Origin of the sequence: Salmonella sp. SAL00653, assembly GCF_046552515.1 — a bacterium.
Classification (GTDB): Bacteria; Pseudomonadota; Gammaproteobacteria; order Enterobacterales; family Enterobacteriaceae; genus Salmonella; species Salmonella enterica.
The window spans coordinates 249,650-262,553 of the sequence record NZ_JBGDTY010000001.1 but is presented as its reverse complement, the minus strand read 5'-3'; the positions used below and the strand labels follow the sequence as shown (position 1 = coordinate 262,553).

Sequence of the window (12,904 nt, the reverse complement as noted above, 5' to 3'; positions counted from 1 at the left end):
AATTTCCCTCACCGTAACAGGAAGAGATATATGAAATCACGTGCAGCAGTTGCTTTTGGTCCCGGTCAGCCGTTAAAAATTGTAGAGATTGACGTTGCGCCGCCGAAAAAAGGCGAAGTTCTGGTCAAAATCACTCATACCGGCGTTTGCCATACCGATACTTTTACCCTTTCCGGCGATGATCCGGAAGGCGTATTCCCGGCAGTCCTGGGTCACGAAGGCGGCGGCGTGGTAGTCGAGGTCGGCGAGGGGGTCACCAGCCTGAAACCCGGCGATCATGTTATTCCACTGTATACAGCGGAATGCGGCGAGTGTAAGTTCTGTAAGTCCGGTAAAACTAACCTTTGTCAGGCCGTACGCGCTACTCAGGGAAAAGGGCTGATGCCGGATGGCACTACCCGCTTTTCTTATAACGGCGAACCCGTTTATCACTATATGGGAACCAGCACGTTCAGCGAATATACCGTTTGCGCGGAAATTTCTCTGGCGAAAGTGAACCCGCAGGCGCCGCTGGATAAAGTGTGTCTGTTGGGCTGCGGCGTGACGACTGGTATTGGCGCCGTCCATAACACCGCTAAAGTGAAAGCGGGCGACACCGTTGCCGTTTTTGGTTTAGGCGGTATTGGGCTGGCGGTTATTCAGGGCGTGGTTCAGGCTAAAGCCGGGCGTATTTTAGCTGTCGACACGAATCCGGAAAAATTTACGCTGGCGGGCGAAATGGGGGCCACGGACTTTATTAATCCGAATGATTACGACAAACCGATCCAGGACGTTATTGTTGAGCTTACTGATGGCGGCGTAGATTTCAGTTTTGAATGTATCGGCAACGTTAACGTGATGCGAGCAGCGCTGGAATGTTGTCATAAAGGCTGGGGCGAAAGCATTATTATTGGCGTAGCGGGGGCAGGGCAGGAAATCAAAACCCGTCCCTTCCAGCTAGTGACCGGTCGCGTCTGGCGTGGCTCCGCCTTTGGCGGCGTGAAAGGGCGCACGCAGCTGCCAGGGATGGTCGAAGATGCGATGAACGGTAAAATCCGTTTAGATCCTTTTATTACTCACCGCCTGCCGCTGGAGCAGATTAACGATGCCTTTGAACTGATGCATCAGGGTAAATCCATCCGTACTGTTATCCACTTTGGCGATAACTGATTCATCCGCCAGCGGATTTTCCGCTGGCGCTTTTCTGAATTTTCTGGAATGAATGTTGTGAAAATGTGACGAAGGCGATGCTTTTCGCGATAAGCAAACGTCACGAAGTGCCGATGACTATCTAACGGGCGTGTTTTACGCATAAAACCTACAAGAGAGTCGACGGTCATGGGCAACACATTCTCGATGCAAGCCTCGCATAAACTGGGCTTCCTGCATCATATTCGGCTGGTTCCGCTGTTTTCCTCCATTCTCGGTGGCATCCTTCTTCTTTTTGCTTTGAGCGCCGGGCTGGCAGGCTATTTTCTGTTACAGGCCGATCGCGATCAGCGTGATGTCACGGACGAGATTCAGGTACGGATGGGATTATCCAACAGCGCTAACCACTTACGTACCGCACGTATCAATATGATCCACGCTGGCGCGGCGAGCCGGATTGCTGAAATGGATGAAATGAAAGCCAATATTGCCGCTGCGGAAACGCGGATCAAGCAGTCTCAGGACGGCTTTAACGCTTATATGTCCAGAGCGGTGAAAACACCCGCCGATGACGCGTTAGATAACGAGTTAAACGCCCGCTACACCGCCTATATCAACGGCCTGCAACCGATGCTGAAATTTGCCAAAAATGGCATGTTCGAAGCGATCATTAATCATGAAAACGAGCAGGCAAAACAACTGGATGCAGCATATAACCATGTCCTGTTGAAAGCGATTGAACTGCGCACCGAGCGGGCAAGACTACTTAGCGAGCAGGCTTACCAACGTACCCGGCTCGGTATGATGTTTATGATTGGCGCATTTACGTTGGCGCTGGTATTGACGTTAATGACCTTCATGGTACTGCGTCGCACGGTGATACAACCCTTGCAGCAGTCTGCGTCACGTATCGAACGCATTGCGGCGGGCGATCTGACCATGGCTGACGAGCCCACAGGACGCAGTGAAATTGGTCGCCTGAGCCATCATCTTCAGCAGATGCAGCATGCGTTGCAACAAACGGTAGGGGCGGTGCGTCAGGGGGCGGAGGAAATTTATCGAGGCACCAGCGAAATTACCGCTGGTAATACGGATTTATCTTCTCGTACTGAACAGCAGGCTGCCGCCATTGAACAGACCGCGGCCAGTATGGAACAGTTGACGGCAACCGTTAAGCAGAATGCGGATAATGCGCATCACGCCAGCAAACTGGCGGAAGATGCTTCCGGTAAAGCCAGCCGCGGAGGCCAGATGGTTTCCGGGGTCGTACAAACGATGGGGAATATTTCCACCAGCTCGAAAAAAATCTCGGAAATTACCGCCGTCATTAACAGTATCGCTTTCCAGACCAACATTCTGGCGCTGAACGCGGCGGTCGAGGCGGCACGCGCCGGGGAACAAGGACGCGGTTTTGCGGTGGTCGCCAGTGAGGTTCGTACCCTCGCCAGTCGCAGCGCGCAGGCGGCAAAAGAGATTGAAGGCTTGATCGGCGCATCGGTCAGCCTGATTGAACAAGGATCTGAAGAGGTTATCGCTGCGGGGAGCACCATGAATGAGATTGTGGATGCCGTCAAACGCGTCACCGATATTATGCTCGACATCGCGGCAGCCTCTGATGAGCAAAGTCGCGGTATTGTTCAGGTCAGTCAGGCGATTTCTGAGATGGACAGGGTTACGCAACAAAACGCGTCGCTGGTCGAAGAGGCGTCCGCGGCGGCCGCTTCGCTTGAAGAACAGGCCGCCCGCTTGACGCAAGCCGTTGATGCGTTTCATTTACAGGATACTGGCGCGACGATGCGATCATCCTTCCTTTAATAAGCGTCGCGCCAGCGGGCTATTTTAGCCGCGGGCGCGGTTAATGTCCGACAGCCGCTATCACAGCGGCATCGATTTACGGATCGCCGCAATCAGCATTTGCGCCCCGGTTGAGAGCGGGATATCAACTCGCGTAAGAATACCTATCGGTTCGCCTGCGCTCTGGGTCGGCACGGGTAATGAGACCAGCGTCGCCTGGCGAAGATCTTCTTTAACCGCGCCAGAGGGGACGAACCAGACGTAATCGTAATCTACGGTCAGTTGTCGTGATAACGATGCGGATAGCGTTTCGATACATCCGGCAGGCATTTTACACCCCTGGCTTTGCAACAGGGCTTCCGCATTCTGGCGCGGTACCGTGCCTTTTGGCGAGACGACTACCGGCCACTCCATAACCCGACTGAGCGTGATCGTCTCCTGTAACAGGGGATGACCGGGGCGTACCACTAATTTAAGCGATTCTAAAAACAGCAGTTCGTAATTTAAACCGCCCATTAATTCCGGGTCTGACATGCGGCCAATACCCAGATCGATCTCGCCTGATTTCAGACCTGCAAGCAACATCGTATTGTTCATGGTCGCGACCTGTAACGAGGTCGATTTTTGCTGTTGATGGAACCGCCCAATAGCCGCCGGGAGTATACCCAGCGCAGCGGTGGGGAGCGCGCCAACACGCACCACATCGGCGCTGGCGTCCTCTTTGCGATTCAGCGCCTGCCCGGCGGTATTCAATGCATCTAATACTTTTACCGCATGAGTCAAAAATTGTTCGCCAGGAACCGTTAATTGCGCGCCCAGTCGCCCGCGTTCAAACAGACGGGTTCCGGTGAGTTGTTCCAGTTCGTTCAGCGTTTTAGAAAGCGCTGGCTGGCTCAGGTTAAGGGTTTCAGCCGCGCGCCCCAGAGTTCCCTGTTGCGCAACGGCGACAAATGTATGAAGGTGGCGCAACCGAATGCGCTGACTAAACAGACCATTTTTTTCCATAAGCGATGTTAAAAACAAAGCCGTGCGGGTGACAAGTAAAGTTGTTTGTTTTTGATAACCTGATAGCAAAATATTATTAACATTTTACCATTTCAAGTTACAACTGTTTTATTTTACTGATGATTCAACTGCCGTTAAGCGTGTTAAGCCGCGATCTGGTCGGGGATATGCCAACTCATGTCAATCCGTTCTGCATAATGAATTCAGACCGGATCACACTTTATAAATTCTTCTCCCCGGAATGGATGAGGTTTTCTACACTCCAGGTAACATTCACTGGAGGCATGACATTATGGCGAACACCATCACGGCAGATGAGATTCGGGAACACTTTTCGCAGGCAATGTCGGCAATGTACCAGCAGGAAGTTCCGCAGTACGGTACGTTACTGGAACTTGTGGCTGACGTGAATCTGGCGGTGCTGGAAAATAATCCCAAACTGCATGAGCAGTTGGCTAATGCCGATGAACTGGCGCGATTGAACGTGGAACGGCATGGCGCCATTCGTGTTGGCACCGCAGAAGAACTTTCTACCTTGCGTCGGATATTCGCCATCATGGGGATGTACCCAGTAAGTTATTACGATCTCTCTCAGGCGGGCGTGCCTGTGCACTCCACGGCATTTCGTCCCATTGACGAGGCTTCGCTCTCGCGTAATCCCTTTCGCATGTTCACTTCGCTATTACGCCTGGAGCTCATTGAAAACGCGGCATTACGCCAGCGGGCGGCGGAAATCTTATCGCAGCGGGATATTTTTACATCGCGCTGCCGACAATTGCTGGATGAGTACGACGAGCAGGGCGGTTTTAGTGCTGCTCAGGCCGAAGAATTTGTCCGTGAAACGCTGGAGACTTTTCGCTGGCATCGTCAGGCTACCGTTGATGAAGAAACGTACCGCAGCCTGCATCGTGAGCATCGTTTAATTGCCGACGTGGTCTGTTTTCCGGGATGTCACATTAACCATCTGACGCCGCGTACTCTGGATATCGACCGGGTACAGGCCATGATGCCGGAGTGCGGCATTACGCCTAAAACTCTTATCGAAGGTCCGCCTCGCCGCGAAGTGCCTATTCTGTTGCGGCAAACCAGTTTCAAAGCCCTGGAAGAGCAGGTGCTCTTCGTTGATGAAAAGCAGGGTACGCACACGGCGCGCTTCGGCGAAATTGAGCAACGTGGCGTCGCGCTGACGCCAAAAGGTCGTCGATTATATGACGAGCTGTTGCACAAGGCGGGAACGGGTAAGGATAACTTCACGCATCAACTCCATTTGCGGGAGGTCTTTAACGCCTTTCCGGATAGCGAATTTCTGCTTCGCCAGCAGGGGCTTGCCTGGTTCCGCTATCGCTTAACGCCTTCCGGTGAGGCGCATCGTCAGGCGATCCATCCTGGCGACGATCCGCAGCCGCTTATTGAGCGCGGTTGGGTAATCGCGCAGCCGATTACCTATGAAGATTTTCTTCCGGTCAGCGCAGCCGGCATTTTTCAGTCGAATTTGGGAAATGAAACGCTGGCCAGAAGCCACGGCAATGCCAGCCGCGACGCCTTTGAACAGGCGCTGGGATGTGCTATACGGGATGAATTTTCGTTATATCAGGAAGCGGAAGAACGCAGTAAACGCCGTTGCGGTCTGCTTTAAAAGCGGTAAGCTTCACAGGCTGTGAGGATACTGTAAAAGGAAGGCGTTATGTTGAATCCCTCCATCCCGCTGGTGGCGACGCGTCACGGTAAAATCGTGGGCGTCGTACAGGAAGAAACCCATATCTGGCGCGGTATACCTTATGCCGCGCCGCCAACAGGGGAGCTACGCTGGCGTGCGCCGCAGCCTGTTACGCCCTGGCAGGATGTGCGCCAGGCGGATTGTTTCTCCTGCGCCAGTTGGCAGGATATTACCTGGTGTCGTGAACTCGGCGGCGGCGATCCGGGAAATTTTTCCGAAGACTGTCTCTACCTGAACGTCTGGGCTCCCGCCGTACGTCATGAACCGTTGCCGGTCATGGTCTGGCTACACGGCGGCGGTTACACTATTGGCGCGGGAAGTTTGCCGCCCTATGACGGTCAAGCGCTGGCGAAGCGCGGCGCGATCGTGGTGACGGTCAATTATCGGCTTGGCCATCTGGGCTTTTTCGCGCATCCGGCGCTGGAAGGCGAAGAGGCGGAGTGTATTCATAATTTCGCTTTACTCGATCAAATCGCTGCGCTGCGTTGGGTGCAGGACAATATTGCCGCATTTGGCGGCGATACGCAGAATGTGACGTTATTTGGCGAATCCGCCGGCGCCCGCAGCGTGCTGTCGTTGATGGCTTCGCCGTTGGCGAAGGGGCTTTTTCATAAAGCGATTATTCAGAGTGGTTATACGCTGCCGGATACGCCCCGCGAGGTGGCGCTAAAAAAAGGCGTTGCGCTGGCGGAACATCTTGGTTTAGCCCATGCCACTGCCGAACAGCTACGCGCTTTACCGGCAGAGACGTTTTGGCCGCTGGACGCGCCTTTTAAAATTGCGCCGACGCCGATTTCCGGCGACGTCGTGCTGCCGCATCCAATGCTGGAAATCTTCTTTGCGGCGAAACAGCATCCGATACCGGTGATGATCGGCTCGAATAGCTATGAAGCCAGCGTATTGGCAGTTTTTGGCGTCGATATAGCCGGTCAAATTCAAAAAATGCGCCGGGAGCGGCGTGTTGGCCTGGGGTTAATCCGGCTGCTTTATCCTGGAGTGAAAGGCGACGAAGCGCTAGGGCGGTAGGTCTGTCGGGATATGGTATTTACCACGTTGGGTTATGTCGTCATGCAAGCGCAGCAGCGGATCGGCGAACCGTGCTGGCGTTACTGGTTTGATTATGTCGCCGAAGCGGAGCATAACACCTACGCGAATGGTGCCTGTCATGGCAATGAAATACCGTATGTATTCGATACGTTAACGCGGGCTGAGCCCACATGCCATTATGTGAATGAGAATGACCTAGCCTTTGCCTCGCAGGTGGCGGATTACTGGGTGAATTTCGCTCGTCATGCCAGCCGCACGCGCGACGTGCTGCACGGCCCGGTTCGCTGGCCCGCCAGCATTCGGGGGCGAGATCGTCTGTTGCGGATTGGGCTGAACAAACTTGCCGGTTTTAAAGTGGAAAACCGCTTTATGCGTGCGCGTCTGGCGCTGTTTAAACGAGTCATGAAACATCACGTTAGTCTGGAATAAACTTTTCATAACCTGAAGAATGCTGCGTGAGGTTTACATCCGATTAGGTCGGTTCTTATCGACATAAAATATTTACGCTTTTGCACAGTTTCCAGGCGACCAACAATTGGATTATTAATGAATTTTGTCTAGAGTGAGCGGTCAGAAACGGGCACATTCTTGCTGCTGAAAAAACCAGCGCGGGACCATTCACAAGACCAGAAGGACTCATTTTCAGGTATGAATCGTAGACGATTTATTAAAGGTTCAATGGCAATGGCCGCCGTGTGCGGTTCCAGCGGTATTGCTTCCCTCTTTTCTCAGGCGGCGTTTGCCGCGGAATCCGATATTGCGGATGGTAAAATTGTCCGTTTTGATTTTGCTGGTCTGCAATCAATGGCCCAGGCGTTAGCGAAAAAGCCCTGGGGTGGCGCGCCGGGGCCCTTGCCGGATACGCTCGCCAATCTGACGCCGCAGGCCTATAACAGCATTCAGTATGACGCGGCGCATTCACTCTGGAACGGTGTTGCCAACCGGCAGCTCGATATTCAGTTTTTCCACGTAGGGATGGGCTTCCGTCGTCGCGTACGCATGTTTTCCGTTGATACGACGACGCATCTTGCTCGCGAGATTCATTTTCGCCCGGAACTGTTTAAATACAACGATGCCGGCGTTGATACGACGCAACTGGAAGGGCAGAGCGATCTCGGTTTCGCCGGTTTCCGTGTCTTTAAAGCGCCGGAACTGGCGCGGCGCGATGTCGTCTCCTTCCTGGGCGCCAGTTATTTCCGGGCGGTAGATGATACTTATCAGTATGGCCTGTCGGCTCGCGGGCTGGCGATAGATACCTATACTGACGGTCAGGAAGAGTTCCCTGACTTCACCGCATTCTGGTTTGACACCGCGAAGCCGGGCGATACTACGTTTACCGTTTACGCTCTGTTGGACAGCGCTAGCGTGACGGGCGCGTATAAATTTGTGATCCATTGCGAAAAAACGCAGGTGATCATGGATGTAGAAAACCATCTCTACGCCCGTAAAGATATAAAGCAACTTGGCATTGCGCCGATGACCAGTATGTTTAGCTGTGGGAATAATGAACGTCGGGTATGCGACACCATTCACCCGCAAATTCACGACTCCGATCGGCTGGCGATGTGGCGGGGTAACGGCGAGTGGATTTGCCGCCCGCTGAATAATCCGCAGAAATTGCAGTTCAATGCATATATGGACGATAACCCAAAAGGGTTCGGCCTGCTGCAACTCGATCGCGATTTCTCGCATTATCAGGATGTGATGGGCTGGTACAACAAACGTCCGAGCCTGTGGGTGGAGCCGCGCAGTAAGTGGGGGAAAGGCGCGGTTAGCCTGATGGAGATCCCAACCACTGGCGAAACTCTGGATAATGTGGTCTGTTTCTGGCAGCCGGAAAAAGCGATCAAAGCCGGGGATACGCTGGCGTTTAATTATCGTTTGTACTGGAGCGCGCAGCCGCCGGTACAATCTCCGCTTGCGCGGGTCATGGCGACCCGTACAGGGATGGGCGGCTTTCCCGAAGGTTGGGCGCTGGGCGAACATTACCCAGATAAATGGGCGCGCCGTTTTGCTATTGATTTTGTCGGCGGCGATCTGAAAGCGGCCGCGCCAAAAGGCATTGAGCCGGTAATTACGCTCTCCAGCGGTGAGGCGAAGCAGATTGAGATCCTCTACGTTGAGCCTTTCGACGGTTATCGTATCCAGTTTGACTGGTATCCGACCTCGGATTCTACGGCACCGGTGGATATGCGTATGTTCCTGCGCTGCCAGGGGGAGGCTATCAGCGAAACCTGGCTGTATCAGTATTTCCCGCCCGCGCCGGATAAGCGCCGTTATGTTGACGATCGTATCATGCGTTAGACAGTTTGCCTTCTGTACCGCCACAAAGGCGGTACAGGTTGCGGAAATAGCCCTGACATAAACTCATTCGTGAGCCGCTGTTTTTGTGACACGGCCTTTCCATCGTTCTATTTTTGCAACAGTCCTTCCTGTTTATCCCTCTCGATCCTGCGGACAGGGAACATTAAGATAACTTCACCTTATTTAAGATATAAAGTGAATATAATGAAAAAGAGTTTTCTTGGTGCTGTCCTGTCTCTGGGGTTATTAAGTGCTGCTCATGCAGATGTATATAAATTTGATAATACGCATACCAATGCGGTATTTAATATCGATCATTTCCAGACCTCAACCAATCATGGCGGGTTTTATGCTATTAGCGGCGAACTGAAATATCAGCCGGAAAAGCAAGTCGCAGAGATGCGTGTGACGATTCCCGTGAGCGCCTTAAATACCGGGGTGGATGCGTTTGATAACCATATCCGCAGTAGCGATATTCTGGATGCGGAAAAATATCCAGAAATGGTATTTAAATCAACAAAATGGCATTTTGAAGATAATAAACCGGTTTCTATTGACGGTTTGCTAACAATGAAGGGAGTAACGAAGCCCGTCACCTTAACCACCACCAAGTTTGGCTGTTATATGAGCCCGATATTCAAGGCGCAGGTTTGCGGTGGTGATTTTGTCACGCAAATAGATCGCACCCAGTGGGGGGTAGATTATCTGGTCGATATGGGGATGACGAAAGTTGTCGATATAAAAATCCAGGCAGAAGCGGTTAAGCAATAAAGGGAATAATGATGAAAACTCATCACCTCATTCGGGTAGTGGCCTCGCTGGTAATGTTGGCAACATCAGGCCTGGCTTATGCTGAAGAGTACAAAGCCAGCACGGACGAAAAAGCAATAAAAATGACGAACGTAGCCTCTCTGGAAGCACGCGTTCAGGCCAGAATGGAGAAAGGGGCATTTGGTTATATTCGCGGTGGAGCCGAAGATGAGAATAACCTTCGCAGCAACACCGAAAGCTTTGACAAAAAATATATTATGTCGCGCGTATTACAGGGCATTGAGTTAAAAGAGATCGATTTATCAACGCAGCTACTGGGTATTCCGCTTAAAACGCCTATAATCCAGGCACCGATGGCGGCGCAGGGCCTGGCCCACGCCTCCGGAGAGTTGGCGACGGCGAAAGGCATGGCGCAGGTCGGTTCGATTTTCTCGTTGAGCACCTATGGCAACAAGACCATCGAAGAGGTGGCTAACGTTTCCGGGAAAAATCCGTTCTTCTTCCAGCTTTATATGAGCAAGAATAATCAATTTAACGAATTTATTTTTGCACAAGCGGTAAAACATGGCGCTAAAGCGATTGTTCTGACCGTAGATTCGCCTGTCGGCGGTTATCGGGAAGAAGATATTAAAAATAACTTCCAGTTCCCGCTGGGTTTTGCAAACCTGGAAATGTTCGCCAGAAAAAATGACGATGGTTCAAAAACTGGCAAAGGAGCAGGGATAAGTGAAATTTACGCGCAGGCTAAACAAGCCTTTACGCCGGAGGATATTGCCTATGTACATCGTATTTCCGGTCTGCCGGTTATCGTAAAAGGCATTCAGTCGCCGGAGGATGCTGAAATTGCTATCCAGGCCGGGGCCGCAGGAATATGGGTTTCTAATCATGGCGGCCGTCAATTAGACAGCGGGCCGTCCTCATTCGACATGCTTCCTGCGATTGCAAAAGTCGTCAACAAGCGAGTGCCTGTTATTTTTGACAGTGGAGTACGCCGTGGTTCGCACATATTCAAAGCGTTAGCCAGCGGGGCTGATATTGTGGCGGTTGGCCGGCCTGTATTATATGGTCTTAATCTTGGTGGCGCTCAGGGTGTGGCATCAGTGATTGAACAGCTAAACAAAGAGCTGACAATTAACATGATGTTGGGTGGCGCCAGAAATATTGAACAAGTGAAAACGACACGCTTGTTAACTGAAAAAGATCTGCCCCAGTAATATAAAGGTCGGGTACTATACCCGACCTTTTCCTGTATGATTTCCCTCAACAACGCTTTCGGTAGAAAATGACGCGCTCTGTTTCCTCAAATCCTAACGCCTGGTGAACTTTCTGGGAAATTGTATTTTCCGGCGTGGTATCAGAGGCCATTTCCCGACACCCTTTATTCGTTCCCCATCGTTGCACCGCTGCAATCAATTGTTTCGCTAAGCCGCGTTGACGGAACGAGGGGAGAACAAAAATACCTTCAAGGAAAACCACGGGCGAACTGTCACAGCCATTGACATAATCGTGGCGGATTGAGGCATCCGCAAAGCCAATCGCCCCCCCGTCTGCCATCGCAACAAATGATGCCAAATGATCGGCTTGCAGAATTTCTTCGCCGTCCGCAAGATGGGCGTCATCCGGGTGACCAGGCCAGAGCTGTTTTCGCAATCCGCGCCAGTGATCCAGATGGGTTCTGTTCATTTGCCTGATGTCCATTAACGTGCTCCTGATGAGGGGTCTGACATGATGAGACGGCATCCCGCCTGCTGATAACGTCGGGCGATAGCAGACGGGAGCGCACTGTCGCTAAGAATGGTAGTAATACAGGACAGCGTCGCCACCGCATGGGGCTCTACAGTATCAAACTTTGAATGATCGGCCATCAATATGACCTCGCGTGAGCGCTGAATAATGCGCGTTTTGACGCCTACTTCAAACATCGTAGCGTTGGTGATGCCCGTTTCAATCGACAGCGCATCGCAGGAGATAAAGGTGCGTTCAACGGCAAAGGCGTTAATCATCTCCAGCGCCAGACTCTCGCCCACCGAAAAGTAACCGGGGCGAATCAGTCCGCCGATAATGTAACTCTCTACGTGTGGGAAGCCACCCAGTTCATTAGCGATTTTGATGTCATTGCAAATGACTTTTACTTTGGCGTCGACCAGACATTTTGCCAGTTCCAGACAGGTGGAGCCGGAGTCGAGAAAAAAGCAGTCTCCATCCTTGATGAACGTGCGGGCGAGGGCGGCGATTTCGCGTTTCGCCTCGCTTTGTAACGTTCGCTTAACGTCGAAAACATATTCTTTATCTTCCGTACTGTCGTCGAAGTCAATACAACCATGGCCGCGAACCATTCCGGGATAACAGCTGGCAATATAGTGAAAATCCCGGCGCACGGTTGCCTCTGCATAGCCAAAAAGCTCAATAGCTTGTTGTGTTGAGAGGTGCCTGTGTTGCCAAAGGTAATGCAACATCTGTTTGATACGGTCGGGGCGCTGTTGGCTCATCAGCATATGACTCCTTTATAGCGCGGTGAATTGTGACAACGTCACATCATAGTTCGCCGTCGTGAACAACGCCCGGCCAATCACCAGATGCTGTGCGCCTGCGGCGGCAAGCAGCCGTGCGGCGCGAAGTGTAATACCGCCGTCCGCCCAGCATTCCGCAGCAGGGAAATGCTCTCTGCTCTGGCTCACTTTTTCACACATCGTGGCGATAAATTGCTGTCCGCGCCCGTCGGGTTCGCTGGTCATGATCATCAGCGCATCCAGTTGCAATGCCAGATAACGATAAGACAATAGCGGCGTTGCCGGGTTAAGCGCCAGTCCTGCTTTCGCCCCGATAGCGCGAATATCCGCCAGAATCTCCGAGGGGTTTTGCACGCTTTCGGCATGAATGAAAATCCAGCCGGGGCGGATAGCTGCAAGCCAGGGTAGCCAACGTTGCGGTGATGAGACCATCAGGTGCAATGAGAGCGGATGGCGAGTGTGTTGTGCGACTGCCTGAATGGTTTTCATACCGAAGGTAATATTGTTGATGAAACTGGTATCTTCGATATCCAGATGCAGCGAGCCGAGGGGCGCATCGTGTAAAGCGGTCAACGCCTCGGCATAGCGCAGCGGATCGGCGGAGGCCAGTGAAGGGTGCAGGATCATC

At 52.4% G+C, this 12,904-nt stretch carries 10 protein-coding genes and 1 pseudogene; 7 read left to right on the top strand and 4 right to left on the bottom strand.

Annotated elements, in window-relative coordinates:
• Nucleotides 1-30: 30 nt before the first annotated feature.
• Complete coding sequence (locus ACLJRU_RS01315) at nucleotides 31-1,149, top strand: S-(hydroxymethyl)glutathione dehydrogenase/class III alcohol dehydrogenase (RefSeq protein WP_023234960.1); 1,119 nt, start codon at nucleotides 31-33, stop codon at nucleotides 1,147-1,149.
• Nucleotides 1,150-1,317: 168 nt separating this feature from the next.
• Nucleotides 1,318-2,943 (top strand): methyl-accepting chemotaxis protein, encoded by a 1,626-nt coding sequence (locus ACLJRU_RS01310; protein WP_000528483.1) that lies wholly within the window; start codon nucleotides 1,318-1,320, stop codon nucleotides 2,941-2,943.
• 60 nt (nucleotides 2,944-3,003) lie between these two features.
• Here ACLJRU_RS01310 and ACLJRU_RS01305 read toward each other — a convergent pair whose 3' ends face one another.
• Complete coding sequence (locus tag ACLJRU_RS01305; RefSeq protein ID WP_000414259.1) at nucleotides 3,004-3,927, bottom strand: LysR substrate-binding domain-containing protein; 924 nt, start codon at nucleotides 3,925-3,927, stop codon at nucleotides 3,004-3,006.
• A gap of 292 nt (nucleotides 3,928-4,219) precedes the next feature.
• On the opposite strand from ACLJRU_RS01305, the gene ACLJRU_RS01300 reads away from it, so the two are divergent.
• The 5 genes and pseudogenes from ACLJRU_RS01300 to ACLJRU_RS01280 all read left to right on the top strand — a co-directional run bounded on the left by ACLJRU_RS01300 (nucleotide 4,220) and on the right by ACLJRU_RS01280 (nucleotide 10,980).
• Complete coding sequence (locus tag ACLJRU_RS01300; protein WP_000024099.1) at nucleotides 4,220-5,563, top strand: VOC family protein; 1,344 nt, start codon at nucleotides 4,220-4,222, stop codon at nucleotides 5,561-5,563.
• 48 nt (nucleotides 5,564-5,611) lie between these two features.
• A pseudogene (locus ACLJRU_RS01295) lies at nucleotides 5,612-7,120 on the top strand (carboxylesterase/lipase family protein).
• A 219-nt stretch (nucleotides 7,121-7,339) separates the two neighbouring features.
• Nucleotides 7,340-8,995 carry a glucan biosynthesis protein D gene (locus ACLJRU_RS01290; RefSeq protein WP_023236697.1) on the top strand — a complete coding sequence of 552 codons (1,656 nt, stop codon included), beginning with the start codon at nucleotides 7,340-7,342 and terminating at the stop codon, nucleotides 8,993-8,995.
• Between the two features lie 195 nt (nucleotides 8,996-9,190).
• Entirely contained in the window at nucleotides 9,191-9,766 is a 576-nt protein-coding gene (locus tag ACLJRU_RS01285; protein WP_001024322.1) for a YceI family protein, read from the top strand.
• A gap of 11 nt (nucleotides 9,767-9,777) precedes the next feature.
• Entirely contained in the window at nucleotides 9,778-10,980 is a 1,203-nt protein-coding gene (locus ACLJRU_RS01280) for a lactate oxidase (RefSeq protein ID WP_023234957.1), read from the top strand.
• A 46-nt stretch (nucleotides 10,981-11,026) separates the two neighbouring features.
• Here the strand turns inward: ACLJRU_RS01280 and aac(6') are convergent, their stop codons facing one another.
• Genes aac(6') through ACLJRU_RS01265 form a run of 3 tightly spaced genes read right to left on the bottom strand, consistent with a single transcriptional unit; the run spans nucleotide 11,027 to nucleotide 12,903 of the window.
• Nucleotides 11,027-11,464: a cryptic aminoglycoside N-acetyltransferase AAC(6')-Iy/Iaa gene (gene aac(6') / locus ACLJRU_RS01275; protein ID WP_001540089.1), complete on the bottom strand. Its 438-nt coding sequence runs from the start codon at nucleotides 11,462-11,464 to the stop codon at nucleotides 11,027-11,029.
• Entirely contained in the window at nucleotides 11,464-12,255 is a 792-nt protein-coding gene (locus ACLJRU_RS01270; RefSeq protein ID WP_001540086.1) for a DeoR/GlpR family DNA-binding transcription regulator, read from the bottom strand. Before ACLJRU_RS01270 ends, aac(6') begins: the two co-directional genes overlap by 1 nt.
• 15 nt (nucleotides 12,256-12,270) lie before the next feature.
• Nucleotides 12,271-12,903 (bottom strand): ribulose-phosphate 3 epimerase family protein, encoded by a 633-nt coding sequence (locus ACLJRU_RS01265; RefSeq protein WP_000600608.1) that lies wholly within the window; start codon nucleotides 12,901-12,903, stop codon nucleotides 12,271-12,273.
• Nucleotide 12,904: the final 1 nt, after the last annotated feature.